Consider the following 24,294-nt stretch of genomic DNA (forward strand, 5'->3'; position numbering starts at 1 on the left):
TCAGTACCGCAGGACGGCCGCGAGGCGGTCCTCCTGGGCGAGGGTGTCGTCCGGGACGAACTCGATCTCGGCTCCGCTGTTGCGGGCGTTCTCCACGATCTCGTCCACGACGTCCTCGTGGATGGAGGGGTCGGCCAGCAGCGGCTCGGTGGGGGCCTCGACGCGCTGCGGGTGGCCGCCGTTGCCGTCGACCCTGGCGGTGACCTGGTAGTGGTCCTCGACCGCGAGGAGGGCCACCCGGCCCTCCCGTACGGTCTGCCAGATCTCGTCCAGGCCCGAGGTGAAGAGCTTCTGTCCGCGGGCGTCGCTGAGGCGGCGCAGTACGTCGCCCCGGCGCGAGGTTCGGCGCTCCTCGAAGGCCGGGTGCAGGACGCCGAGGAGTTCGTGCGCCGACTTGCCGTTCGCCCCGCCGCTCTCCACCCGGGCCGTGATGGCGCCCGGGTTGGGGTACAGCTTCTCGAACAGGGCGATCGTCTCGCGCAGGCCGACGACGTACAGGGGCCGGGGGCGGGTGTCGAGGACGGGCGTGACGGCGGCGACGACGGCGCGCATGTACTGGCGCTCGCGCTCCACGTGCGACTCCTCGCGCGAGGACAGCGGGTGGTTGCCGACCTTGTCGAAGTTGCGGCCGGGCAGGGCGTCCTGGTGGTCGGGCAGCTCGGGCCGGACCGGGAAGCCCCCGCCCGCGACCTCGGTCAGGTTCTCCCCGGCGCCGTCCCACAGCCGGGTCTCGCTCTCCGAGAGGACCAGCGCCCAGTAGGGTTCCTCGACGATCCGGGCGGCGACCAGGTTGCGGGTCAGGAAGGTGTCGGAGACGACCACGCGCTGGGGCACCGAACGCGGCAGGTACCAGACCTGGTGCTCGCCGGGGGCGGCCAGGATCAGCAGCCCGTCGGTGGAGTGGGTGAGGTCGACCTCGGCGGCGGCCGCGTCCAGGCGGTTCTCGACGTCGGTCCGGGCGGCCCGGGTCACCCGGGGATCCTCGGCGAGCCGCCGCTTGGCCTCCGCGACCGTATTGCGCAGCCGTACCGCGTCCTCGGGGCTGTACGGCGAGCGCCGGGTCGTGGGCAGCAGCAGTGACACAGCCGGGTAGTCGCGCGGACGGCGCAGGTCACGGAGTGTCTCGTCGGTCAGTGCGCCGATGTCCATCGGTCATCCTCCTCGGGCCCACAGGATGTCTCCAGGTCACCAGAGTCCCGGCCGCGCGGCCAGTCGTACGCGCCCGCACGGGCCAATGCCGGGGTCCCGCGGCGCTACGGGCCCCGGGCGTCCCGGGCGTCGCGGCGGGCGGACGGCCCGGGGGCGCGAAAAGGTGCACTGGCCAACGATTTCGCACCCCTTTCTCCCGCTGTTTCCCGTTACTGAGGGTTGAGGGCAAAAACGGGGGGCACGGTCGTGAACGAGGCGGTTTGAGCTTCGATCCGGTCGTGACGATTCCTCGGAGCCATGGTGAAGCCCACGTACACGTCTGCCACAGCGCCCGGCGCGCTGCCCCTGCTCGGCCACGCGGTGCCACTGCTGCGCGGCCCGCTGGACTTCCTGTCCTCCCTGCCCGCCCGCGGCGATCTGGTCCGGGTGCGCATCGGCCCGTTCCGGGCCGTCGTGGTGTGCGATCCGGAGCTGACCCGCCAAGTCCTGCTGGAGGACCGGGCCTTCGACAAGGGCGGGCCGTTGTACGACCGCATCCGGGAGGTGGGCGGCAACGGCCTGGGCACCTGCCCGTACCGCGAGCACCGGCGCCAACGGCGGCTGATCCAGCCGTCGTTCCACCCCACGCGGCTGCCGGGCTACGCGCGGGTGATGACCGGGCAGATCGCGACGGTCACCCGCTCCTGGCACGACGGGCGGACCGTCGACGTCCTGGCGGAGATGATGACCCTCACCGCGCGGACCGCCGTCGCGACGATGTTCGCCGACGGGCTTCCGCCGTCCGCCCTGGGCACGGTCATGGACGACTTCGCGACCGTCATGGCGGGCATCACCCGGCGCGCCCTGATGCCCGCCGGCCCGGACCGGCTGCCCACGCCGGGCAACCGCCGGTTCGTCCGGGCCCACGCGCGCCTGCGCCGGACGGTCCGGCGGATCATCGCCGAGCGGCGCGCCGAGCGGACCGACCACGGCGACCTGCTGTCGGCGTTGCTGGCGGCCCGGGACGCGGCGGGCGGCGGGGCCGCACGGGGCTTCTCGGACGCCGAGATCGACGACCAGATCCTCACGTTCTTCATCGCCGGGACGGAGACCACCGCCAGCACCCTGGCCTGGGCGCTGCACGCGCTCGGCCACCACCCGCGGCTCGCCCGGCGGCTGCGCGCGGAGGCCGACGCCGTCCTCGGGGGCGCGCCCGCCACGCTCGAGCACCTGCCCCGCCTGGACCTGACGGGCCGGATCGTCACCGAGAGCCTGCGGCTGTATCCGCCGGTCTGGCTGCTCACCCGGGTCGCCACGGCGGACACCCGGCTGGGCGGGCACACCGTTCCGGCCGGTACCACCGTCGCCTTCAGCCCCTACCTCCTGCACCGCCGTCCGGACCTGTACGCCGATCCCGGGCGCTTCGACCCGGACCGCTGGTCCGCGGCCGGTGAGGCCGGTCCCGGCGCGCAGCGGCCGCGCGGGGCGTTCGTCCCGTTCGGCGGCGGGGCCCGCAAGTGCATCGGTGACGCCTTCGGCCGGACGGAAGCCACCCTCGCGCTGGCCTCCATCGCCGCCGCGTGGCGGCTGGAGCCCGTGCCCGGCGAGCGGGTACGGCCGGCGCTGGGCGTGGTCATGAGCCCGCGAGGGCTGCGGATGCGCACCGTACGCCGGGGTGCGCCGGCGGCGCCCGTGATCCGGCGGCAGGCGGACGACGTGCCCGGCCCCACCCACCTTCAAGATCGTTAACCGGGGACGCCCCACCCTTCACCATATTGAGGGGAAATCCGACTTTCCTTGTGCTCGTCCACGGGCCCGGCGCCTAGCGTGCCGTGGTGACTGCCCTTTCCCGGCTCCGTACCGAAAGGCCGCGCACGCGATGCCGAACCCCTTTGAACTGCCCGATTTCTATGTGCCGTACCCGGCCCGGCTGAATCCCCATCTCGAGGGCGCCCGCGAGCATTCCAAGGCGTGGGCCCGGGAATTCGGCATGGTCGAGGGTTCCGGCATCTGGGACGAGGGGGATTTCGACTCCCACGACTACGCGCTGCTGTGCTCGTACACCCACCCCGACGCGTCGGGTCCGCAGCTGGACCTGGTCACCGACTGGTACGTGTGGGTGTTCTTCTTCGACGACCACTTCCTGGACCTGTTCAAGCGCACCGGTGACACGGCCGGCGCCCAGGCCTATCTCGACCGGCTGCCCGCCTTCATGCCGCTGAGCGGGGATCCCGCGCCGCCGGAGGCCACCAATCCGGTGGAGGCGGGGCTGGCGGACCTGTGGGCCCGTACCGTCCCCGCGATGTCGGAGGCCTGGCGCCGGCGGTTCCGCGAGAGCACCTGGCACCTGCTCGAGGAATCCCTGTGGGAGCTGTCGAACATCAATGAGGGACGGATCTCCAACCCCGTCGAGTACATCGAGATGCGCCGCAAGGTGGGCGGGGCACCCTGGTCCGCCAATCTCGTCGAGTACGCGGCCGGCGCGGAGGTGCCCGACGGCATCGCGGCGAGCCGTCCGATGCGGGTGCTCAGGGACACCTTCGCCGACGGGGTGCACCTGCGCAACGACCTGTTCTCGTACCAGCGGGAGACGGAGTCCGAGGGCGAACTGGCCAACGCCGTCCTGGTCCTCGAGCGGTTCCTGGGCTGCGAGACCCAGCAGGCCGCGAATTCCGTGAACGACCTGCTCACCTCCCGGCTCCAGCAGTTCGAGCACACCGCCCTCACCGAGGTCGGGCCGCTGCTCCTGGAGCAGGGCCTGGGCGCGCAGGAGTGCGCCGACGTCTTCGCCTACGTCAAGGGCCTGCAGGACTGGCAGTCGGGCGGCCACGAGTGGCACATGCGCTCCAGCCGGTACATGAACGGGGCCGCCGGGGGCGGCACGACGGCCGGCCCGCTGCTCGGCGGCCCGCTCGGGCTGGGCACCTCGGCGGCCCGCCTGGTGCCCTCGGTCGTGGCGACCCTGCCGGCGCGACTGCGCAGCCACGGCCATGTGCCGTTCCGCAAGGTCGGCCCGCTGCCGCTGCCCGACTTCGACATGCCCTACCCCACCCGGCTCAGCCCCCACCTGGACGGCTCCCGCCGGAACAACATCGCCTGGGGCGAGCGGATGGGGATGCTGGCCCACTCCCCCGACGACCCCTTCTCGGGGCTCTGGGACGAGGGCAAGCTGCGGGACTACGACTTCGCCCTGTGCGCCGCCGGGCTCCACCCGGAGGCCACCCCGGACGAGCTCGACATGGGCACGGACTGGCTCACCTGGGGAACGTACGGCGACGACCTGTACCCCGCCGTCTTCGGCCGCACCCACGACATGACGGCCGCGAAGGCCTGCAACGCCCGGCTGCTGGAGTTCATGCCGCTGGACGTCGACGCCATGCCGCATCCGGCCAACGTGCTGGAGCGCTCGCTGGCCGACCTGTGGACCCGGATGGCGGGCCCCATGACGGAGGAGGCCCGCCGGACGTTCCGTGCCGCCATCGAGACCATGGTGGACAGCTGGCTGTGGGAGCTGGCGAACCAGAAGGAGAACCGCGTTCCCGAGCCCGTCGACTACATCGAGATGCGCCGCAGGACCTTCGGCTCGGAACTGACCATGGCCCTGTCCCGGATCGGCCACGGCAGGACCGTGCCGCCGGAGGTCTACCGCTCGCGGCCCGTCCAGGCCATGGAGAACGCGGCGGCCGACTACGCCTGCATGATCAACGACATTTTCTCGTACCAGAAGGAAATCGAGTTCGAGGGCGAGGTGCACAACGCCGTCCTCGTCGTGGAGAACTTCTTCGACTGCGGGCGGACCGAGGCCCTGGCCATCGTCAGTGACCTGATGAATTCCCGCATGCGGGAATTCCAGCACGTCCTGGCCACCCAACTGCCCGCCCTCTTCGAGGAATTCGACCTCGACGCGGAGGCCCGCGCCACGCTGGAGGGGTACGCGGAAGAGCTCAAGAACTGGATGTCCGCGATCCTCACCTGGCACCGCGACTGCCGCCGCTACGGCGAGGCCGACCTGCTGCGGCACCACGCCGCGCGGCCGGCGGCACCGTCCTGGGGAGTGCCCACCGGACTGGGCACCTCGGCCACGCGGCTCACCGGACTGCTGGGCGCGCCCTACGCGCCGGGGCTCGGCGGGGCGGCCGGCACGGCGCCGGGGACGTTCAGCGAGCGGGTCAGCCTGCCCAGGTCCGCGCGGGCCCTGCCGTAGGCGGTGCCCCTCGGGTGGAGGGTGAGGACGGCGACGATGCCGCGGTCGGCGACGCCGACGGTCCCGGTGGTGTGCAGGGCGGCGCGCGCCAGGTCCACGTCGCCGGCCGCGGCGGCCGTCGGCCTCGCCGCCCTCCCCCGGGGCTGCCCGTCCGTATCGAAGCCCGACCAGCCCTGCTTGACCGCCCACGGACGGTCGAAGGCGGCCGCGATGCCGAAGGACTGGTCGAAGCCGTCCGTGCCCAGGCGGGTCGCCCCGCGCAGGCTGCCCATGACGCGCTCGCGGACCGAGGCGGGTGCCTCGTCGAGCAGGTACCGGTAGACCGTGACGACGTCCGCCGCCGAGAGGCCGGTGTATCCCCAGTAGCCGGGATGGGCCGAGGGGGGCGGGACGGTGTCGGCCAGGCGCAGCCGTGCCGCCGCCCGTTCGACGATGGCGGCACCGCCGTTGCGGGTCCACAGCTCGCTCGCCGCGTCGTCGTCGCTGCTGCGCAGCATGAGATCGAGCCGTTCCCCGTCGCCCGCGGGCAGGGGGTGCCGCCCGCTCGACCAGAGGTGGTCGAGGGCGATCAGCAGCTTGACCACCGAGGCCGAGCGGAAGCGCGCGTGGGCGTCGTGCGTCGTGGTGAAGGCACCGGCCTGCCGGTCGAACACCGCGACGCCCGCGCTCACTCCGGGCGGCACCTCGAGGCGTATGGGGGCGCTGGACAACGTTTCCCTCCGACGGTTCGCGGGGTGGTGTGTCGCGATGATGGACGGCCTCCGCCCGGCGGGTCACCGGTGTTCGTCGGAGGTCGAAACCGCCCGGTACGGGTGGTGGCGGGTGGTCGTACCGGGGGAGCCGATTGCGGCCCTTGCGCGAGGGGCGGCGTGGCATGATGCGCTGACGGACGGGCAGCGGTCCTGTGTGCCCGCCCTGTCGGGCCGGGGGCGGCGGGAGGGGAGAGTGACGGGATGAGCAGTCTCAACAAGGGGATCCAGGTGGTCGAGGTGGCCCTGAAGTGGGATCCGAGCCCCGCCGGATCGCCTGCTCACGACCTCGACATCATCGCCGCGACCTACCGCGCGGAGGAGCCGTACGGAGCGCCGGCGTACCTCGTGCACTTCGAGAGCCGTTCGCCCGACGGCACCATCACCCTCAACCGCGACAGCCGTACGGGGCAGGGCTTCGGCTTCGACGAGGTCATGACCCTGGAGCTGGGCCGGCTGGCGCCCGAGTACGCGCGCGTGGTGGTCGGCGTGGCCATCCAGCAACGCTGGGGGCGCAGGACGTTCGCCGACGTAGAGGGCACCCAGGTGCGGATAGCCGAGGGGACGACCGAGCTGCGGCGGGACGGCTTCGCCGGGGTGGCGGACGCCACGGCCGCGACCGTCGCGGAGTTCGCCCGGAACGCCGACGGTGCGTGGGAGTTCCGCGGGACGGTGCAGGGGTTCGACACGGATCCGGCGGCCTTCGCCCGGGTCATGGGCGCCGACCTGGAGTGACGCCCGCTCCCGGTGCGTAGCCGCCGTCCGTAGCCGGGCGGCGGGCGGCGGGCGAGGCCGTCCGGGGGGACACTGGTGGTGAGCAGGCACCGGAGGTGTTCCGTGCGGGATCCGGCTCCCGGCGGCCCCGGCAACGGTGAGGCCGCCTACGATGCGAGCCCCTTCGTCCCCCCGAAGGCGGGACTGGAGGCGCTGCGGGGTGCCGCGGCGGGCTGCCGGGGCTGTCCGCTGCACGTGGAGGCCACGCAGACGGTGTTCGGCGCGGGCGACGCCTCGGCACGGGTGGTGCTCGTCGGGGAGCAGCCCGGCGACCAGGAGGACCGGCAGGGGCGGCCGTTCGTGGGGCCGGCCGGGGGCGTGCTGACGCGGGCGCTGGAGGAGGCCGGGATCGATCCGGGGGACGCCTACATCACCAACGCCGTCAAGCATTTCAAGTTCGAGCGGGCGGCGCGCGGCAAGCGCCGGATCCACAAGGCGCCGGGCCTGCGCGAGATCAGCGCGTGCAAGCCGTGGCTGGCGGCGGAGTTGCGGCTGCTCGACCCCGAGGTGGTGGTCGCGCTGGGCGCCACGGCCGGCAAGTCGCTGCTGGGCCCGTCGTTCCGGGTGACCCAGCAGCGCGGGGTGGCGCTCCCGCTGCCGTCGCTGGACGGCGACGGCGAGGGGGAAGGCGTGCTGGTGGCCACCATCCACCCGTCGGCCGTGCTGCGCTCGGACCCCACCGCACGGGCCGAGGCCTACGCGGGCCTGGTGTCGGACCTCCGGGTGGCGGCGGGGCTGCTAAACGGCGGGGGTGGGTGAGCGGCCCGCCGGGCGGAAACGGTTCGTCATAGGCGGCGACTACGCACCCGTCACACGAGCGCGAACGCCTCGATCTCCACGAGCAGTTCGGGCCGGTAGAGCGCGGCCACCTGGACGGCGGAGCTGGCGGGCGGGCGTTCGACGTCGACGAAGTCGTCCCGCACGGTGCGGATGGCGGGCAGATGGGCGATGTCGGTGACGAAGTAGGTGAGCTTGATGACGTCGTCGAAGGTCGCGCCGGCCGCGGCGAGGCAGCGCCGCAGGTTCTCGAAGACCTGCCGCGTCTGCGCCGTCACGTCGTCCGCGCCGACGACGTCGCCGTGCGCGTCGAGGGCCACCTGGCCGGATATCGCGACCATGCGGCCCGAGCCCGTCACGACGTGGGTGTAGCCCTTGGCGGGGGCGACGCCTTCGGGGGCCGGAATGTGCGTCAAGCTGTTCTGTCGGTCCATGGGGCCATGATCACCCATGGCATCATGATTGCCTGAGGTAACCATATGGACCGTCGTCAGGAGATGAACATGCCCGGCTCCCAGCCCCCCTTCCGCAACTACGTGGAGAACAACCTCGACATTCTCGGCGCGGCCCCCGAGCGGGAGGTCTTAGTCCACGGGGACCGGCGCGTCACCGGGGGCGAACTGCGCGCGCTGGTCCACCGGTTGGCGCGTGCCCTGCGGGAGCGGGGCGTGGGCCGGGGCGACACCGTCACGCTGCTGAGCGGCAACCTGCCGGAGGCCATCGCCGTCCGCTATGCCGCCCACCTGCTGGGCTGCCGCGTCAATCACCTCTACAACAAGCTGTCGGCCGAGGCCCAGGCCACCATCGTGCACGACGTCGAGACGCGCGCCCTGGTCGTCGACCCGCGGTATGCGGACCGGGCGGCGGAGATCGTCGCGCAGGCCCCGGTGGACACCGTCCTGACCCTCGGCCCGGCCGGGAGCGGATCCGATCTGCTGGAGGAGGCCGCCCGGCAGTCCGACGAGCCCGTCGCGAGCCGGGCCCGGCCGGAGGACGTGTGCGCCATCCGGCACACCGGCGGCACCACCGGCCGCCCCAAGGGCATCTGCAGCACCTTCGCGCAGTTGAGTGGCGCCCAGACGCACGAGCTGATCCCGCTGGGCGAGGAGCGGCGCCAGCTGGTGTGCACCACGCTCGCCCACGCGGCCGGCATGTTCGCCGACTCCACCCTGTACCACGGCGGCACGGTGGTCCTCCTCGAGGACTTCGACCCCGCGGCCGTGCTCGCCGCCATCGAGCGCGAGCGCATCACCCACCTCTTCCTCCTGCCTCCGCTGCTGTACCAGCTGCTCGACCACCCCGCCGCGGACAGCACCGACGCCTCCGCCCTGCGCGCCGTCATCTACGGCGGCTGCCAGGCCTCCCCCGCCCGGATCGCCGACGCGGTACGGCGCCTGGGCCCGGTGCTGGTGCAGTTCTACGGGCAGAGCGAGGCGGGCGGCATCACCCTGCTGACGGCCGGGGAACACGACCTGGAACGCCCGCACCTGCTGCGCACGGTGGGGAAGGTGATGCCGGGCGTCGAGGTGAGCATTCGCGACGAGTCCGGCGCGGAACTGCCCAGCGGCGCGCACGGCGAGATCTGCGTGCGGTCCGCCCAGATCATGCGGGGCTACTGGAAGCAGCCCGAGCTGACCGCCGAGGTGCTGCGCGACGGCTGGATCCACACCGGTGACGTGGGGCGCCTGGACGACGAGGGCTACCTCACGGTCGTCGACCGCCTCAAGGACATGATCATCGTGGTGGGCGGCCACGTCTACACCTCCGAGCTCGAGGACCTCCTCAACTCGCATCCGGACGTCCTGCAGAGCGCCGTCTTCGGGGTGCGGGACGCCGACCACATGGAACGCGTCCACGCCGTCGTCGTCGCCCGGCCCGGCGGCGACGACGGCGGCCTGGAGCGGGGGCTGCGCGAGCTGGTGCGCAAGGAGCGCGGGGCGATGTACGAGCCGGCGTCCATCGTCTTCGCCGGCTCCCTGCCGCTCACCGAGGCCGGCAAGCCGGACAAGAACGCGCTGCGGCAGGAGGCGGCGAATCGTTACGCCTTGGCGTCCGCGTAGCACCGCACCACGGCCGTGGTGAAGGGGAACCGCACGGGTGTGTCGCCGAAGGCGATGCGCCCGGCGCGGTCCCCCGCCGTGCGGATGGCCTCCACCACGGCGGGCGCCTCCTCCTCCGGGCAGTGCACGATCACCTCGTCGTGCTGGAAGAAGACGAGCTCGGCGCGCAGGCCCGCGACCGACTGGCGGACGGCGGCGAGCACGATCAGCGCCCAGTCGGCCGCGCTGCCCTGGACGACGAAGTTGCGCGTGAAGCGCCCCCGGGCACGCGCGCTCGCCGTACTGCCGTAGGCGGGGGCGTCCGCCGGATCGTCCTGGGGGATGCCCGCCTCGTCGGCGAGAGAGGTGGTCGAGGGCGGACAGGTGCGGCCCAGCCAGGTCCGCACCAGGCGGCCCTCCTCCCCCGCACGGGCCGCGTCGTCCACGTACGCGACCGCGCGCGGGAAGCGGCGCCGCAGATCGGCCATGTGCTTGAGGCCGTCGCCGGAGGTCTGTCCGTAGATCGCCCCGAGCACGGCGAGCTTGGCCCGGTCGCGGTCGCCGGCGAAGGCGCGCTCGGCGAGGTCGGCGTACAGGTCACGGCCGCTGCCGGCGACGTCCATCAGGCCGGGGTCGCGCGAGACGGCGGCCAGGACGCGCGGCTCCATCTGGTCGGCGTCCGCGACGACCAGCCGCCAGCCCGGATCGGCGACGACCGCCCGCCGGACCACCCGCGGAATCTGCAGCGCGCCGCCCCCGTTGGTGGTCCACCGCCCGGTGACCGTGCCGCCCGGCAGGTACTCGGGACGGAAGCGGCCGTCGCGCACCCACGACTGCACCCAGGACCAGCCGTGGGCGGTGTGCAGCCGGTAGAGCTTCTTGTACTCCAGCAGCGGGGGCACGGCAGGATGGTCGATCGCCTCCAGCTCCCAGGCCCGGGTGGAGGACAGGGCGATGCCCTCGCGGGCGAAGGCCTTGATGATGTCGGCGGGCAGATCGGGCCGCACCCGCGCCCCGAACGCCCGCGACACCTCGTCGGCCAGCTCGGCCAGCCGCCGGGTCTCCTGCCCGCCGGGGTAGCGCTCCCCCAGCAGCTCGTGCAACAGGGCCCGGTGCACGTCGGCGCGCCACGGCAGGCCCGCCCGCCCCATCTCGGCGGCGACGAGCATCCCCGCCGACTCGGCGGCGGTCAGCAGCCGCATCCGCCCGGGTTCCGCCGTCCTCTCCGTGCGCGCCAGCTGGCCGGCGTACACCTCGAGCAGCGCCTCGAGGGCGTCGGTCCCCGGCGGCAGCGGCACGGGGCCGGGCTCGAACAGCGAGGGCTGGGCGTCGGCCGCCCGCACCGGCGGATCCGCCGGGACCGGCAGCCCGCGCGAGCGCGCCCAGGCCGCGGCGAGCGAGCGCGGCTGGCCCGACTGGCCCTCCTCGTGGCCGATGAGCAGCGCCTCGGCGGCCTCCACGTCGTAGCAACGCTCCACGCGGACGCCCGCCGCGAGCAGTCGGCCGTACGTCCCGGCCGTGGACCGCCACACCCACCGCTCGACATCGGGCCGCGCCCGCACCGCCTCGGCCAGGCTCGGTTCCGTCGTCGCGGGCCCGGCCGCCCGCCCCTCACCGTCGACCGGACAGAGCCGAACGCCCTCGTCCCCCGCATCAGCCACTGCCCATCTCACTCGGGAAGTCTCGCACCGGGGTCTGACAACGCGGGACCGGCCTATCCCTCCTGCAGGACGGACAGGATGTTCCCGGCGGGGTCGGTGAACCAGGCGATGAGCGGGCCGTCGCCCCGGAAGATGCCCTTCTCGTCGGCCTCCATGCCGGGGTAGCGCTCGAAGGTGACCCCGCGCCGTCCCAGCTCGTCGACCGCCGCCTCGATGTCGTCCACCGGAAAGTTGAGGATCGTGAACGTCGCCGGAGTGTGCTCGGGCTTGGGGTAGACCACCACCTTCGCGCCGCCGGCGAGGTGCAGGAACAGCAGGTCGTCCTGGCCGGACACCTCCAGTTCGAGGGTCTCGCCGTAGAACTGCCGGGCCGAGCCGATGTCGTTCACCGCGAAGCCGCTGAACGCCTTGGTGTTCTTGAACATGACCTCCTGCCTTCCGCACCCGCGAATGCCTGAAGCACCCGCTGGTCCACACAGGTGACCGCGGGTGCTCGGGCTGCCGATGTCCAGGCGGAGGTTCAGGCCGTGGTCCAGGCGTTCAGACGGTCGTCGGCGTGCGGTCCCTCGTCGCCTCGCCGGCCGTCGCCGCTTCCGGCGCCGTCTCGGGTTCCGGTTCGGGACGCGGCGCGGGCGCCGGCCGTGCCGCGGGGCGGCGTACGGCGGCTGTGCCGACGCCGGCCAGCACCGTCAGGCCGCCCAGGCCCGCCATGGGCGTCGGCAGGGTGCCGAGCAGGACGGCGTCCAGGGCGAGGGCGGCGACGGGCACCGCGTAGAGGACGAGGGAGCTGGTGGACGCCGTGGCGGCGGCCAGGACGCGCGACCAGGTGCAGAAGGCGAGAACCGTGCAGCCGAGCCCGAGCCAGATCACGGCGGCGGTCGGCTGCCAGCCGGCGGCCATCACGTGGCCGGCCGCCTCCGGCGCGAAGAAGAGCAGCGGCAGGAGGCCGAAGAGGCTGCCGTAGAAGATGCAGTCCATGCCCGAGTAGCGGCGCAGCAGGGGCTTTTGGAGGACGAAGGAGGTCGCCTGGGCGGCGGCAGCGAGGACGATCATCACCATGCCGGACCGCGAGCCGCCTCCGTCACCGCCGGCCGTCGCGACGATCAGCGCGCCGCAGAGGGCGACGAGGAGTCCGGCAACGCCCCAGGCTCCGGGGCGTTCGCGCAGGACGAGCATGCCGAGCGCGGTGGCGAAGACGGGTGAGGTGGCGACGAGCATGGCCGCCGTGCCGCCCTCGACGTGGCGTTCGCCCGCGTAGAGCAGGAGCTGGTAGGCCGTCATGCCGGTGAGGCCGAAGGCCGCCATGCGCGGGATGTCGCTGCGGCGGAGGCGGCTGACGCGGCCGGTGAACAGGCACGGGAGCAGGAAGAGGACGGCGAAGACCAGGCGCAGGACGGCCATGGCCGTCGGCGGGTAGTCGTCCAGTGCGACGCGGATCGCGGGAAACGCGGAACCCCACAGGATCGCTGTCGCGGCCATGAACTTCCAAGGAGTCGCCGCTCGACGCTCGCCCACCAACGGAAACACCGCCTTCGGTCGGAGATGCGGAAGAGGCCCGGAATTTTTCCGTCCCCTTCGGACGCCGCCGAAGCTACCGAGATTTGTTCTATAAGTCGAATAAAGAAACACAGCAAGACCTCAAAGGATTCCTTTGAGGTCTTGCTGTGCCTGCGTTTTCGTTACTCGCTACCGCTGCCGTAGGGGCGCGTCAGCACTTCCATGTAGTGGCCGCTGGGGTCCGCGAAGTACACGCCCCGGCCGCCGTCGTTGTGGTTGATCTGCCGGGGCAGCGTCCGGGCCGGGTCGGCCCAGTAGTCGGCCCCGGCCGCCTGGATCCGGGCGAAGATCCCGTCGAATTCCTCTTCGGGCACCAGGAAGGCGTAGTGCTGCGGCGCGATGTCGCCCTGGTCGACGGTCGCGAAGTCCAGGGTGACGCCGTTGCCGGTCTCGACGGGGAGGAAAGGGCCCATGGGCGGGCCGACTTCCAGCCCCAGGACGGTCGCCAGGAACTCGGCGGAGACCTGGCGGTCCCGGGAGTGGACGATGGTGTGGTTCAGCTGGATGGACACGGTGGAATGCCTCCGAAGGAGCATCTCTCGGCACCTCGTGCGCCTCACCGGGCTGGTGACGACGTTCGATACCGAATCGAAATCATAGACCAGCGGCGTCGCTCGCCCGGATGGCCGCCGCCACCGCGCCGGGCCGGCGGGGTACTCGTAGGGTCGGCGGGGGAAGAGCCGGCGCCGCAGCGCTCACTACGGCAGAGGAGCACGGGTGATGAGCCGTCCCGAGAGTCCGGACCACGTCAGCGTTCATCTGACCGGATGCGCCGACGACGACGCGGGCGCGGTGTTCGCGGCGCTGGAGGAGGCCTTTCCCGAGGTGCCCACGCCGCCCCGCAGCGAGAGCCGGGCGGCCCATCCCGGCGCGACCGCCCCCACGGTCTGGTGCATGGTCGTCGACGCGCGGACCCGGCGCCCGCTGCGGATCACCGCGCCCGCGCTGGCCGGGGCGGTCACCGTCGACCTGTTCGGCGCCGCCGACCCCGTGCGCCAGGTCAAGGAGGAGCTGGCGGCGGCCTTCGCCGTCGAGGACCACGGCACGATCCCCGGCGAGCACGAACTCGAGGCCCGGCTCCGGCTGACGTCGCGGCCCGGGACATGAAGCACGATGTCGGGCCACGTCCGGGGCCCGGGACCTACCTGCCGATCGAGGACCACGGCGTCATCGGCGACCTGCACACGGTGGCGCTGGTGGGGGTCGACGGGACGATCGACTGGTGCTGTCTGCCGCGCTTCGACGCGCCCTCGGTGTTCGGCTCGCTGCTCGACGCCGGGCGCGGGGGCTCGTTCTCGGTGCGGGTGCGTGACGTCGAGCGCACCAAGCAGATGTACCTGCCGGACTCCAATGTGCTGCTGACCCGGTTCCTCGCCCAGCGGGCCGTCGCCGAGCTGTACGACTTCATGGTGCCCGACCATCCGTCCTGCCCGGCGGGCGACGTCCGGCAGATCGTGCGGCAGGTACGGATGGTGCGCGGCAGCGCCACCGTGGAGCTCGAGTGCCGGCCGGCCTTCGACTACGCCCGCGCGCCGCACGAGGTCGAGGTGGTCGAGGGCGTCGGGGCGGTCTTCAGCGGCCCGGCCGGCACGCTGGTGCTGCGCTCGTCCGTGCCGCTGCGTGCCGACGACGGCGGGGCGCGGGCCACGGTCGTCCTCGGCCCCGGGGAGACCCTGGAGCTGGCCGCCCAGTGGGGCGGCGAGGTACGGCCCTTCGACTCCGGCGAGGCGTCCCGGCTGCTGGACGACACGCTGCGGTACTGGGACGGCTGGCTGCGCCGGTCCACCTACCGGGGGCGTTACCGGGAGGCGGTCGAACGCTCGGCGCTGGTTCTAAAACTGCTGGTCCACCAGCCCACCGGCGCGCTCGTCGCCGCGCCGACCACCTCGCTGCCCGAGTCGCTGGGTGGCGGACGCAACTGGGACTACCGCTACACCTGGGTCCGGGACGCGGCCTTCACCCTGTACGCGCTGATGCGGCTGGGCTTCACGGAGGAGGCGGCCGCGTTCATCGACTGGCTGCACCGGCGCTGCGTCGAGGCGCCGCCGGGCACCGGGCTGCAGGTGCTGTACGGCATCGACGGCCGGGCCGAGCTGCCGGAGACGGTCCTGGACCACCTCTGCGGCTACCGCGGCTCCCGGCCCGTCCGGATCGGCAACGCCGCCTCCCGCCAGCTGCAGCTCGACATCCACGGCGAGCTGATGGACTCGGTCTACCTCTACAACAAGCACGGCGAGCCCATCTCCTACGACCTGTGGGAGGCCCTGAGCCGGCAGCTGGACTGGCTGGAGAAGCACTGGGAGCAGCCCGACGACGGCATCTGGGAGACCCGCGGCGGCCGTCGGCGCTTCACCTACTCGGCGCTGATGACCTGGGTCGCCTTCGAGCGCGCCATGCGCATCGCGCGCCACCGCGGCATGCCGGCCCCCGTCGAGCGCTGGCGGGACGCGGCGGCGGCCGCCTATCGGTACGTCCAGGACCGGTGCTACGCGCCGGACCTGGGGGCGTACGTCCAGTACGCGGACGGCTCGACGCTGGACGCGTCCCTGCTGGTGATGCCGCTGGTGAAGTTCGCCGGGCCGGGCGATCCGCGGTTCCTGTCGACGGTGCGGCGGCTGGAGTCCGAGCTCGTCAGCGACAGCCTCGTCCACCGCTACCAGTCCGACGGCACCGACGGCCTGCCGTACCAGGAGGGCACGTTCAACCTGTGCTCGTTCTGGTACGTGGAGGCCCTGGGCCGGGCCGGGCGGGTCGGCGAGGCGCGCTACATCTTCGAGAAGATGACGACGCACGCCAACCATCTCGGCCTGTACGCCGAGGAGATCGGCGCCGCCGGGGAGGCCCTGGGCAACTTCCCGCAGGCGTTCACCCACCTCGCGCTGATCAGCGCGGCGACCAACCTGGACCGGGCGGTGACGACCAACCGGGAGGCGTCGGCCCGGCACTGCCGGTTCTGACGAGGTCGCTCACGCTGCCGCCCAGGTCCACCGTGCCGTCGTCGTGACAGCGCGTCAGGATGCGGGAGCCGGTGCCCTGGCGCACCACGAGCGACCGCCCCAGCTGTGCGGTCAGTTCGAGGGCCGCGGCGCCGGTGGCCTCGTCCTCCACGATGCCGTCGCCGCGCCGCGGGAACCCACGCGCCCGCACTCGCCCCTCGGCCTCGTCCTCCCACGCCCAGACGTACAGCCAGCCCTGGCCGGGCGGCGGTCCGGGCAGCGCCTCGACGTCGCCCGCCGTGGCCAACCGCTCGGTCCGCCGCCCGGACGCCCATTGCGCCCGTGCCCGTATCCAGGTGGTCCCGTCTTCCGTCCAGACGGGCACCTCCCCGGCCGGCGGCCGCAGCACGGACACCGGCCGTCCCTGCCGGCGCAGCAGCCACGCGACGCCGACCAGCGGATGCCCGGCGAACGGCAGGCGAGTGCTGGGCGTGTGGATGTCCACCCGTCCGGTTTCGGCGTCGTCCACGAACACCGTCTCGCTGAACCCGAGTCCGGCGGCGATCGCCTGCCGCGCCGCGGGGTCCGGCACGGCCCGCCCGTCCATGACGACGCCGAGGGGATTGCCTCCCCCGCCGTCCGGACCGGTGAACACCCGTACCACGCGAAGATCGTCCATGGGGTGATTGAACCAATCGAACCAGCCGTGCCGCGCACGGCCTCCGCTTACTCCACACGGTGACGCCACCGTGTCCCCGGCACCGCCCGGCGGGAAGACGGAGTGCGTGCGCGAACTCACCGATCCCCTGACCACCCTGGTGCGACGCGGCAGGGAACCCGCCTTCGTGCAGGCGGTGCGCTCCACCCTGGCCGCGGTGATCTCCTATGTGGTGGCACTGCAGCTGAGCAGTGAGCCGGCGCCGCTGACCGCGCCGCTCACCGCGCTGCTCGTCGTCCAGGTCACCCTGTACTCGACGCTGACCACCAGCGTCCGCCGGGTGAACTCCGTTGTGGCGGGGGTGCTGATCGCCATCGGCTTCAGCGCGATGGTGGGGCTCACCTGGTGGAGCCTGGGGCTGATCATCCTGGCGTCGCTGGTCATCGGGCGCTTCGTACGGGTGGGTGAATTCGTTCCCGAGGTGGCGATCAGCGCGATGCTCGTCCTGGGCGTGACCCGGGTGGCGGACACGGCGTGGGACCGGGTGCTGGAGACACTGATCGGGGCGGTCGTGGGCCTGCTCTTCGACGTGCTGTTCGTTCCCCCGGTGTGGGTGCAGCCGGCGGGCGAGGCCATCGAGCACCTGGCCCGCCGCATGCGGCGGCTGCTGCAGCGCGTCGGCGAGGAGGTCTCGGGCCACACCACCGTCGAGGAGGCCGCGGCCCGGCTGCACGAGGCCCGCAGGCTGGACCACGACATCGTGCAGGTGGACGCCTCGCTGAGGCAGGCGGAGGACAGTCTGCGGCTCAACCCGCGGGTGAAGGAGGGACTGCTGTTCCGGGTCGTGCTGCGGACGGGGCTGGACGCCCTGGAGATCGCCGCCGTCGTCCTGCGGGTCATCTGCCGCACCCTGACCGACCTCGCCAAGGAGCGCAGGGACGAGCCGCTGTTCGCCCCGGAGGTGGCGCCGGCCCTGGAGGAGGTCTTCATGCACCTGGGCCGGGCGATCGAGGCCTTCGCCGTGCTGATCACCACGCAGGTCACCGCCAACGCCGAGCAGGCGGAGGACCGCCTGGTGCGGGAGCTCGCCGAGGGCCGGGCCAGCCGGGACCGCGCCGCGCATCTGCTGCTCGAGGGGGTACGGCGGCACCCCCGCCAGTGGCAACTGCACGGGGCGCTGCTGGCCGAGATCGACCGGATCCTGGACGAACTCGACGTGGAGAAGCGCACCGAACGGCTGGCGGAGGAGCTCGACCGCCGCTCGCGCGAGCAGCAGGACCGCCACCCGGTGCTCTCGAGCATCAGACGCCGCCTGCGCCGCAGCGGCTACGGCTGGCGCAGCACCTGGCGCGGCAAGGCGACCCAGCACACGCCCTAGCGCAGCGCCTCCGTCTCGCCGTGGCCGAGCACGCGGCCGCGCCGGGCGGGGGCTCGGCCGGCGGGCTGCTCGGGGGCGGCGCCGGGCGGCATGGGGGGCACCTGGCGGGACTCGGGGGTCTCGGAGGAGACCGTCACCCGCTCGTCGCAGTGGCGGATCTCCAGGAACTTGCCGTCCAGCAGCGTGTACGTCGCCGTCGTGCCGGTGATCTCCACTCGCAGGCGCTGCCCGCGGAACTGCACCGTGAAGGCCAGGCGGCCCAGCTGCTCGGGCAGTCGGGGCGAGAAGGCGATCAGGCCGTCGTACTCCCGCATCCCGCCGAACCCGATGACCAGGGCGAACCAGGTGCCGGCCAGCGAGGCGATGTGGATGCCGTCGCGGGTGTTGCCCTCGAGGTCGGACAGGTCCATCATGGCCGCCTCGCCCAGGTAGTCGTAGGCCAGCCGCATGTGGCCGACCTCGGCCGCCATGACGGCCTGTCCGCAGGCGGACAGCGAGGAGTCCCGCACCGTCAGCTGTTCGTAGTAGGCGAAGTTGCGGGCCTTCTCCTCCGGGGTGAAGCCGTCCCCGCGCAGGCACATCGCCAGGACCAGGTCCGCCTGCTTGACGACCTGCTTGCGGTAGAGGTCGAAGTAGGGGAAGTGCATCATCAGCGGGTACTGGTCGTCGCCGGTGTGGGCGAAGTCCCACAGCTGGTGCCGGGTGAAGCCCTCGGACTGCTCGTGCACGGCGAGTTCGGGGTTGTACGGCAGGCTCATGCGCTGGGCGGCGTCCCGCCAGGCGGCCGTCTCCTCGTCGTCGACCTCCATCAGGGCCGCGAGATCGGGGTGGCGCTCGGCGACGGCCGCGGCCTCGCGCAGATTGTGCTGTGCCATCAGGTTCGTGTAGAGGTTGTCGTCCGAGACGGCGCTGTACTCGTCCGGGCCCGTCACCCCGTCGATGTGGAAGTCGCCGTGGTGGTCGTGGTGGCCCAGGGAGCGCCACAGCCGGGCGGTCTGCACCAGCAGCGGCAGCCCGACCTCCTGTTCGAAGGCCTGGTCGTCGGTGGCCTTGACGTAGCGCACGACGGCGTCCGCGATGTCGGCGTTGATGTGGAAGGCGGCCGTACCGGCCGGCCAGTAGCCCGAGCACTCGTCGCCGTTGATCGTGCGCCAGGGGAAGGCCGCCCCCTGCAGGCCGAGCTGGCGGGCGCGCTCGCAGGCGGCGGGCAGGGTGGTCAGCCGCCAGCGCAGGGCCTGCTCCACGGCCTGCGGCGCGGTGTAGGTGAGCACCGGCAGGACGAAGGTCTCGGTGTCCCAGAAGCAGTGCCCGTCGTAGCCGGGGCCGGTCAGGCCCTTGGCGGGCAGGGCCCGTGCCTCGCCGCGCGCGCCGGCCTGCAGGACGTGGAAGAGGGCGAACCGCACCGCCTGCTGGATCTCCGCGTCGCCGTCGACCTCGACGTCCGACCGCGCCCAGAAGTCCTCGAGGTAGCCGCCCTGTTCGTCGACCAGGCCCTTCCAGCCGGTGCTGACGGCCCCGGCGAGGGCCGCGTCCACCTGGTCGTGGACGGCGGGCGCCGAGCGCATCGCCGACCAGCCGTGCGCGACGAACTTCTCCACGCGCAGCCGCTGCCCGGAGCCGACCCGCGAGGTGATGGTGAAGCGGGCCAGGTCCTCGCTGCTCTCGGAGGACATCTCGGTCCGCTCGCCGCCGCTGACGATGTGCGAGGCCGACACCGCGAGCCGCAGGCCGCTGCGCTGGGTGCGGTGCAGCAGCCGGATCCGCGGCCCGTGGGCCGCGTGCTGCTCGGCGACCAGCGGGGACTCCAGCAGGGCCGCGGCCCGCGGGTCGCCGCCGGAGCGGGGCAGCGGCTCGTTGGCGACCAGCTCGGACTGGACCACGATGCGGACCTCGCCGTCGAGCGGTTCGACCTCGTAGGCGACGGCCGCGACGGCGCGCTGGGTGAAGGAGACCAGCCGGGTCGAGCGGACGCGCACGCTGCGTCCGCTCGGGGAGGTCCACTCGGCGGTGCGGTGCAGCAGTCCCGTGCGGAAGTCGAGCACCCGCTCGTGGCTGTGCAGCTTTCCGTAGCGCAGGTCGAAGGGTTCGTCGTCGACGAGGAGGCGGACCAGCTTGCCGTTGGTGACGTTGATGACGGTCTGCCCGGACTCCGGGTAGCCGTAGCCGGCTTCCGCGTACGGCAGCGGGCGGAATTCGTAGACGCCGTTGAGGTAGGTCCCGGGCAGGCCGTGCGGTTCGCCCTCGTCGAGGTTGCCGCGCCAGCCGATGTGCCCGTTGGCGAGCGCGAAGACCGATTCGCTCTGGGAGAGCACGTCGAGGTTGAGTTCGGTCTCGCGCAGGCACCAGGGTTCGACCCTGAAGGCCGGATGAGTGATCACGGGGTTTCTCCCAGCAGGTCGGCGAGGTCGTCCACCACGATGTCCGCCCCGTGCCGGCGCAGCGCCTCGGCCTGGCCGGCCCGGTCGACGCCGACGACGAAGCCGAACCGGCCGGCCCGCCCGGCCTCCATGCCGGCGAGGGCGTCCTCGAAGACGGCGGATTCGTCCGGGGTCACGCCCAGGGCGCGGGCGGCGGCGAGGAAGGTGTCCGGGTGGGGTTTGCCCGGCAGCCCTTGTTCGGCGGCGACCAGCCCGTCGACGCGGACCTCGAGGAGGTCGTCGATGCCGGCCGCGAGGAGGACGGCATGGCAGTTGGCGCTGGAGGACACCACGGCCCGCCGCAGTCCCGCGTCGCGGGCGGCCCGGACGTAGCGGACCGACCCGGGGTAGGCCTGCACCCCCAGTTCCTCGATCTTGCGGAGGACGAGGGTGTTCTTGCGGTTGCCCAGGCCGTGGACGGTGTCGGCGTCCGGCGGGTCGTCGTCGCCGCCCTCGGGGAGGTGGATGCCGCGGGAGTCGAGGAAGGAGCGCACGCCGTCGGCCCTGGGCATGCCGTCGACGTACCGGTCGTAGTCGTCCACCGCGTCGAACGGCCGGAAGCCGGGGCCCTCGCGCCGCTCGAGGAAGGCGTCGAAGGTCTCCTTCCAGGCGGCGGCGTGCACGGTGGCCGTCTGCGTCAGGACGCCGTCCATGTCGAACAGACAGGCGCGGATGTCGTGGGGCAGGCCGAGGTCCGTCATGAGGCTCCGCTTCCCTGTCCGCCGGGGGGCATGTCCGGCAGGTACCAGTGGTGGGGGGCGACGAGGGCGTCGACGGACGCCGGCCCCCACGATCCGGGGGCGTAGGGTTCCACCGCGCGCGGTGAGCGCAGGAGCGGGCCGGCGACCTCCCACAGCCGTTCGATGCCGTCGGAACGGGTGAACAGGGCCTGGTCGCCCAGCATGGCGTCCAGGATCAGCCGTTCGTATCCCTCGAGGCCGTGGCGGCGCTGGACGGAGTCCGCGTAGCGGAAGGTCATCCGGGCGGGGGCCAGGCGCATGGCCGGTCCGGGTTCCTTGGCGAGGAAGTCGGCGGCGATCCAGCCGGGGTCGTCGAAGTCGACGACCAGCGCGTTGCAGCGCAGGGCGGCCCCGCTGTGCGGGGCGTCGGTGAACATGCCCAGCGGCGGCTGCCGGAAGTGGAGCGTGACGACCTGGCGGCGCTCGCCGAGCGACTTCCCGGAGCGCAGGAAGAAGGGGACGCCGGACCAGCGCCAGTTGTCGACGTGGGTGCGCAGGGCGACGAAGGTCTCGGTGTCGGAGCCGGGGGCGACGCCGGGCTCGCGGCGGTAGCCGTCGTACTGGCCGCGCACGACGTGGGCGGGGTCGACGGGCCGCAGCGCCCGGAAGACCTTGGCGGTCTCGTCCCGCAGGTCCTGGGCGTCGAGGGAGGGGGGCGGCTCCATGGCGACGAAGCCGAGCACCTGGAAGAGGTGGGTGACGACCATGTCCCGGAAGGTGCCGGTCTGTTCGAAGAACCCGGCGCGGCCCTCGATGCCGATGGTCTCGGGGACGTCGATCTGGACGTGGCTGATGTGGTCGCGGTTCCAGACGGGCTCGAAGAGGCCGTTGGCGAAGCGGAGGGCGAGGATGTTGTCGACCGATTCCTTGCCGAGGAAGTGGTCGATGCGGAAGACGCGGGACTCGTCGAAGACGGCGTGCACGGTCTCGTTGAGGGCCCGCGCGGAGGCGAGGTCGGTGCCGAAGGGCTTCTCGATGATGACGCGGGCGTCCTCGGCCAGTCCCGTGCTGCCGAGGGTGCCGATGACGGACGCGAAGGCGGCGGGCGGCACGGCGAGGTGGAACAGCCGCCGTGGGCGGCCGCCGACGGCCCGTTCGGCCGCGGCGACGGCGGCGAGCAGCGGCCCGGGGTCGCCGGGGTCGCAGGCGCCGAAGCTCAGGGCCTTCTCGAACGCCTCCCAGTCCGCTCCGGCGGGTTCGCTGTCGCCGAACTCCTCGACGGCGTCCCTGGCGTGCGCGCGGAACGCCTCGTCGCCGAGGGCGTCCGCGGCGGGCGCGGAGCCGACGACGCGGTACCCTGCGGGCAGCAGGCCCGACCGGGCGAGGCGGAAGAGCCCGGGGAGCAGTTTGCGCCGGGCGAGGTCGCCGGTGGCCCCGAAGATCACCACGATGTGGTCGTCCGGGGTGGTGCCGGCGCCGGTCCGGTGGCGGTCCGGACCGGGATCCGGCCGGTCGTGGGTGGTGGCCTGCACACACCCCACCTTCGGGCAGCGGGCGCCGGGGCGCGATTCGCCTCACCCGTTCGGGCCGACGGGCGCGTCGACGGGCCGTCAGCGGACGGGCAGCCTGCGCGGCCCCCGGACCAGCAGGCCCGGCCGGTAGGGGAGCTCGAGCGGGTCGGCGGCGAGCGTCAGATCGGGCAGCGCCTCGAAGAGGCGGGGCAGGGCGATCGCCGCCTCCAGCCGGGCCAGGCGGGAGCCGAGGCAGAAGTGCGGGCCGTGGCCGAAGGCCAGGTGCGGGGCGGCGCGTCCGGTGGCGGCCAGATGGCGGTCCGGCCGGAAGGCGTCGGGGTCGGGGAAGTGTGCGGGGTCGCGGTTGGCGGCGGCGAGGACGACGAGGACGGAGGCCTCGGCGGGTATGACCGCTCCCCCGCCCAGGTCGACCCGCTCGGTGGTACGCCGCCAGGTGGTGCCCTCCAGGGGGCTGCCGTGGCGCAGCGTCTCCTCGACCACGGCGGCCCAGCGCTCGGGGCCGCCGCGCCGCGCGGCCGCCAGCTCCCGTGGGTGGGTGAGCAGCTGCAGCGACGCCGAGGCGAGCAGGTTCATGGTCGTCTCGTAGCCGGCGAACAGCAGCAGGAAGGCCATGGCCAGCAGCTCGCCGTCGTCGAGGCCGCCCTCGGCCGCGTCGTGCACCAGCGTGCTGAAGAGGTCGTCCCCGGGGCTTCGGCGCTTGTGCCCGATCAGGGCGGTGAAGTAGGCGTGCAGGCTGCTCCAGGCCTCGTCGACGGCGCCCCGCTCGAGCGCGTCGGCGGGCGAGCCGACGCGGTAGGTCCACTCCCGCAGGTCGGCCCGGTCGGCCTCCGGCACGCCCAGAACCTCGCCGATCACCAGCACGGGCAGCGGGAAGGCGAACGCGTCCACCAGGTCGGCGGTCCGCTCCCGGGCGAGGCGCCCGGACAGTTCGGCCACCAGGCCGTCGGTGAGCCGCTCGATGCGCGGGCGCAGCGCGTCCACGCGGCGCGGGGTGAAGGCGGCGGTGGTCAGGCGGCGCAGCCGGACGTGGTCGGGGGCGTCGGTGTTGAGCATGTGCCGTGCCAGGCAGCCGCGGGCGCGCTCCGCCGGGGAGTCGGGCTTGGGCCGGCCGGCGCCGCGCGGCGGTACGTTCGAGAAGCGGGCGTCGGACAGGACGGCCCGTGCCTGCTCGTAGCCGGTGACGAGCCAGGCGTGGCTGCCGTTGGCCAGTGCCACCCGTGCCGCGGGCCCTTGCTCGCGCAGGCGCGCGTAGTAGGGGTAGGGGTCGCGCGCGAAGCCGGGGTCCGCGGGATCGAGGTGTGCTGGCATCTGCACATCCTCACCGATGAACGATCGGTTCCGGCGGTGGGGTCCTATGCAGTGCTGACCGGGCAGACTTGTGCGGTTTCCACAAGGTGCCGGGTTTCCACAAGGTGCAGGGCAGGCCCGAGCGGCCGGGCCTCTCGCGGTCCGGCCGCTGTGCGGGCCGTCAGCGGCCCAGGGCCTTCTTCAGCTCGGCCTTGGTCATGTCCGACCGGCCGTGGATGTTCTTCTTCTTCGCCTCGTTGTAGAGCTGGTCCCTGGTCGGGCCCTGGGCTCCGGAGTGGGAGCGCTGGCCGCCGCGCCGGGAGGACGACATGTCCTGCAGCGAGGTGCGGCTGGCGGTCTTCGACTCGCCCGAGCGGGCCCGTTCCTTGTTGACGGTACGGGCGGCGATCTCCTTGGCGCGCTTCTCGCCCTCGCCGCGGTCCTTCGCGCTCTCCTTGATGTGCTCGTACTGCCTCTCTCGCTTGGGGCTGGATCCTCTGGGCATACGCCGCTCCTT

At 73.0% G+C, this 24,294-nt stretch carries 21 protein-coding genes; 8 read left to right on the forward strand and 13 right to left on the reverse strand.

Annotation, left to right across the window (positions count from 1 at the left end; translation table 11 throughout):
* Nucleotides 1–1,149, reverse strand: a complete 1,149-nt coding sequence (locus tag ACIG36_RS05290; protein ID WP_399922287.1) for a hypothetical protein — start codon at nt 1,147–1,149, stop codon at nt 1–3.
* Nucleotides 1,150–1,446: 297 nt separating this feature from the next.
* Here ACIG36_RS05290 and ACIG36_RS05295 point away from each other — a divergent pair, with 297 nt between their 5' ends.
* The gene (locus ACIG36_RS05295; protein ID WP_399922290.1) at nt 1,447–2,877 is read left to right on the forward strand and encodes a cytochrome P450; all 1,431 of its coding nucleotides are present in this window, start codon (nt 1,447–1,449) and stop codon (nt 2,875–2,877) included.
* A 130-nt stretch (nt 2,878–3,007) separates the two neighbouring features.
* Nucleotides 3,008–5,332 carry a family 2 encapsulin nanocompartment cargo protein terpene cyclase gene (locus tag ACIG36_RS05300; protein WP_399922293.1) on the forward strand — a complete coding sequence of 775 codons (2,325 nt, stop codon included), beginning with the start codon at nt 3,008–3,010 and terminating at the stop codon, nt 5,330–5,332.
* On the opposite strand, the gene ACIG36_RS05305 is transcribed toward ACIG36_RS05300, so the two are convergent.
* Nucleotides 5,239–6,042 carry a hypothetical protein gene (locus ACIG36_RS05305; protein ID WP_399922296.1) on the reverse strand — a complete coding sequence of 268 codons (804 nt, stop codon included), beginning with the start codon at nt 6,040–6,042 and terminating at the stop codon, nt 5,239–5,241. The genes ACIG36_RS05300 and ACIG36_RS05305 overlap by 94 nt on opposite strands.
* Nucleotides 6,043–6,285: 243 nt before the next feature.
* On the opposite strand from ACIG36_RS05305, the gene ACIG36_RS05310 reads away from it, so the two are divergent.
* Nucleotides 6,286–6,816 (forward strand): TerD family protein, encoded by a 531-nt coding sequence (locus tag ACIG36_RS05310; RefSeq protein ID WP_399922299.1) that lies wholly within the window; start codon nt 6,286–6,288, stop codon nt 6,814–6,816.
* Between the two features lie 102 nt (nt 6,817–6,918).
* Nucleotides 6,919–7,614 (forward strand): UdgX family uracil-DNA binding protein, encoded by a 696-nt coding sequence (locus tag ACIG36_RS05315; protein ID WP_399922302.1) that lies wholly within the window; start codon nt 6,919–6,921, stop codon nt 7,612–7,614.
* Nucleotides 7,615–7,664: 50 nt separating this feature from the next.
* On the opposite strand, the gene ACIG36_RS05320 is transcribed toward ACIG36_RS05315, so the two are convergent.
* Nucleotides 7,665–8,066, reverse strand: coding sequence for a RidA family protein (locus ACIG36_RS05320; protein WP_399922305.1), 402 nt, complete (start codon nt 8,064–8,066; stop codon nt 7,665–7,667).
* Nucleotides 8,067–8,135: 69 nt separating this feature from the next.
* Here ACIG36_RS05320 and ACIG36_RS05325 point away from each other — a divergent pair, with 69 nt between their 5' ends.
* Nucleotides 8,136–9,692: an AMP-binding protein gene (locus ACIG36_RS05325; protein ID WP_399923934.1), complete on the forward strand. Its 1,557-nt coding sequence runs from the start codon at nt 8,136–8,138 to the stop codon at nt 9,690–9,692.
* Here the strand turns inward: ACIG36_RS05325 and ACIG36_RS05330 are convergent.
* The 4 genes from ACIG36_RS05330 to ACIG36_RS05345 all read right to left on the reverse strand — a co-directional run bounded on the left by ACIG36_RS05330 (nt 9,671) and on the right by ACIG36_RS05345 (nt 13,401).
* The gene (locus ACIG36_RS05330) at nt 9,671–11,332 is read right to left on the reverse strand and encodes a bifunctional 3'-5' exonuclease/DNA polymerase (RefSeq protein ID WP_399922308.1); all 1,662 of its coding nucleotides are present in this window, start codon (nt 11,330–11,332) and stop codon (nt 9,671–9,673) included. The two genes, ACIG36_RS05325 and ACIG36_RS05330, sit on opposite strands and share 22 nt — an antisense overlap.
* 53 nt (nt 11,333–11,385) lie before the next feature.
* The gene (locus ACIG36_RS05335; RefSeq protein ID WP_399922311.1) at nt 11,386–11,757 is read right to left on the reverse strand and encodes a VOC family protein; all 372 of its coding nucleotides are present in this window, start codon (nt 11,755–11,757) and stop codon (nt 11,386–11,388) included.
* Between the two features lie 115 nt (nt 11,758–11,872).
* A complete protein-coding gene (locus ACIG36_RS05340) occupies nt 11,873–12,811 on the reverse strand; it encodes a DMT family transporter (RefSeq protein WP_399922314.1) in 939 nt (312 codons plus the stop codon).
* A 200-nt stretch (nt 12,812–13,011) separates the two neighbouring features.
* Nucleotides 13,012–13,401 carry a VOC family protein gene (locus ACIG36_RS05345; protein WP_399922317.1) on the reverse strand — a complete coding sequence of 130 codons (390 nt, stop codon included), beginning with the start codon at nt 13,399–13,401 and terminating at the stop codon, nt 13,012–13,014.
* A 208-nt stretch (nt 13,402–13,609) separates the two neighbouring features.
* On the opposite strand from ACIG36_RS05345, the gene ACIG36_RS05350 reads away from it, so the two are divergent.
* Together ACIG36_RS05350 and ACIG36_RS05355 are read left to right on the forward strand one after the other, a co-directional pair.
* The gene (locus ACIG36_RS05350) at nt 13,610–13,996 is read left to right on the forward strand and encodes a hypothetical protein (RefSeq protein WP_399922320.1); all 387 of its coding nucleotides are present in this window, start codon (nt 13,610–13,612) and stop codon (nt 13,994–13,996) included.
* Entirely contained in the window at nt 13,993–15,846 is a 1,854-nt protein-coding gene (locus ACIG36_RS05355) for a glycoside hydrolase family 15 protein (protein WP_399922323.1), read from the forward strand. The genes ACIG36_RS05350 and ACIG36_RS05355 overlap by 4 nt, the downstream gene beginning before the upstream one ends.
* On the opposite strand, the gene ACIG36_RS05360 is transcribed toward ACIG36_RS05355, so the two are convergent.
* Nucleotides 15,773–16,504: a PhzF family phenazine biosynthesis protein gene (locus ACIG36_RS05360; RefSeq protein ID WP_399922325.1), complete on the reverse strand. Its 732-nt coding sequence runs from the start codon at nt 16,502–16,504 to the stop codon at nt 15,773–15,775. The genes ACIG36_RS05355 and ACIG36_RS05360 overlap by 74 nt on opposite strands.
* A 106-nt stretch (nt 16,505–16,610) precedes the next feature.
* Here ACIG36_RS05360 and ACIG36_RS05365 point away from each other — a divergent pair, with 106 nt between their 5' ends.
* Nucleotides 16,611–17,861: an FUSC family protein gene (locus ACIG36_RS05365; protein WP_399923937.1), complete on the forward strand. Its 1,251-nt coding sequence runs from the start codon at nt 16,611–16,613 to the stop codon at nt 17,859–17,861.
* Here the strand turns inward: ACIG36_RS05365 and ACIG36_RS05370 are convergent.
* The 5 genes from ACIG36_RS05370 to ACIG36_RS05390 all read right to left on the reverse strand — a co-directional run bounded on the left by ACIG36_RS05370 (nt 17,858) and on the right by ACIG36_RS05390 (nt 24,282).
* On the reverse strand, nt 17,858–20,239 hold the full coding sequence (locus ACIG36_RS05370; RefSeq protein WP_399922328.1) for a glycoside hydrolase family 65 protein: 2,382 nt from the start codon (nt 20,237–20,239) through the stop codon (nt 17,858–17,860). The genes ACIG36_RS05365 and ACIG36_RS05370 overlap by 4 nt on opposite strands.
* On the reverse strand, nt 20,236–20,979 hold the full coding sequence (locus ACIG36_RS05375; protein WP_399922331.1) for an HAD family hydrolase: 744 nt from the start codon (nt 20,977–20,979) through the stop codon (nt 20,236–20,238). Before ACIG36_RS05375 ends, ACIG36_RS05370 begins: the two co-directional genes overlap by 4 nt.
* On the reverse strand, nt 20,976–22,490 hold the full coding sequence (zwf, locus tag ACIG36_RS05380; protein ID WP_399922334.1) for a glucose-6-phosphate dehydrogenase: 1,515 nt from the start codon (nt 22,488–22,490) through the stop codon (nt 20,976–20,978). The genes ACIG36_RS05375 and zwf overlap by 4 nt, the downstream gene beginning before the upstream one ends.
* 78 nt (nt 22,491–22,568) lie before the next feature.
* The gene (locus ACIG36_RS05385) at nt 22,569–23,798 is read right to left on the reverse strand and encodes a cytochrome P450 (RefSeq protein WP_399922336.1); all 1,230 of its coding nucleotides are present in this window, start codon (nt 23,796–23,798) and stop codon (nt 22,569–22,571) included.
* A 160-nt stretch (nt 23,799–23,958) separates the two neighbouring features.
* A complete protein-coding gene (locus ACIG36_RS05390) occupies nt 23,959–24,282 on the reverse strand; it encodes a plasmid stabilization protein (protein ID WP_399922339.1) in 324 nt (107 codons plus the stop codon).
* Between the last annotated feature and the right edge of the window lie 12 nt (nt 24,283–24,294).

Source organism: Streptomyces sp. NPDC053048 (assembly GCF_044547045.1).
In the GTDB taxonomy this organism is placed as follows: domain Bacteria; phylum Actinomycetota; class Actinomycetes; order Streptomycetales; family Streptomycetaceae; genus Streptomyces.

Coding starts and splice junctions, on each gene's coding strand:
- ACIG36_RS05290 (WP_399922287.1), bottom strand. CDS start 1,149: ATGGACATCGGCGCACTGACCGACGAGACACTCCGTGACCTGCGCCGT.
- ACIG36_RS05295 (WP_399922290.1), top strand. CDS start 1,447: ATGGTGAAGCCCACGTACACGTCTGCCACAGCGCCCGGCGCGCTGCCC.
- ACIG36_RS05300 (WP_399922293.1), top strand. CDS start 3,008: ATGCCGAACCCCTTTGAACTGCCCGATTTCTATGTGCCGTACCCGGCC.
- ACIG36_RS05310 (WP_399922299.1), top strand. CDS start 6,286: ATGAGCAGTCTCAACAAGGGGATCCAGGTGGTCGAGGTGGCCCTGAAG.
- ACIG36_RS05320 (WP_399922305.1), bottom strand. CDS start 8,066: ATGGACCGACAGAACAGCTTGACGCACATTCCGGCCCCCGAAGGCGTC.
- ACIG36_RS05325 (WP_399923934.1), top strand. CDS start 8,136: ATGCCCGGCTCCCAGCCCCCCTTCCGCAACTACGTGGAGAACAACCTC.
- ACIG36_RS05335 (WP_399922311.1), bottom strand. CDS start 11,757: ATGTTCAAGAACACCAAGGCGTTCAGCGGCTTCGCGGTGAACGACATC.
- ACIG36_RS05340 (WP_399922314.1), bottom strand. CDS start 12,811: ATGGCCGCGACAGCGATCCTGTGGGGTTCCGCGTTTCCCGCGATCCGC.
- ACIG36_RS05350 (WP_399922320.1), top strand. CDS start 13,610: ATGAGCCGTCCCGAGAGTCCGGACCACGTCAGCGTTCATCTGACCGGA.
- ACIG36_RS05355 (WP_399922323.1), top strand. CDS start 13,993: ATGAAGCACGATGTCGGGCCACGTCCGGGGCCCGGGACCTACCTGCCG.
- ACIG36_RS05360 (WP_399922325.1), bottom strand. CDS start 16,504: ATGGACGATCTTCGCGTGGTACGGGTGTTCACCGGTCCGGACGGCGGG.
- ACIG36_RS05375 (WP_399922331.1), bottom strand. CDS start 20,979: ATGACGGACCTCGGCCTGCCCCACGACATCCGCGCCTGTCTGTTCGAC.
- ACIG36_RS05385 (WP_399922336.1), bottom strand. CDS start 23,798: ATGCCAGCACACCTCGATCCCGCGGACCCCGGCTTCGCGCGCGACCCC.
- ACIG36_RS05390 (WP_399922339.1), bottom strand. CDS start 24,282: ATGCCCAGAGGATCCAGCCCCAAGCGAGAGAGGCAGTACGAGCACATC.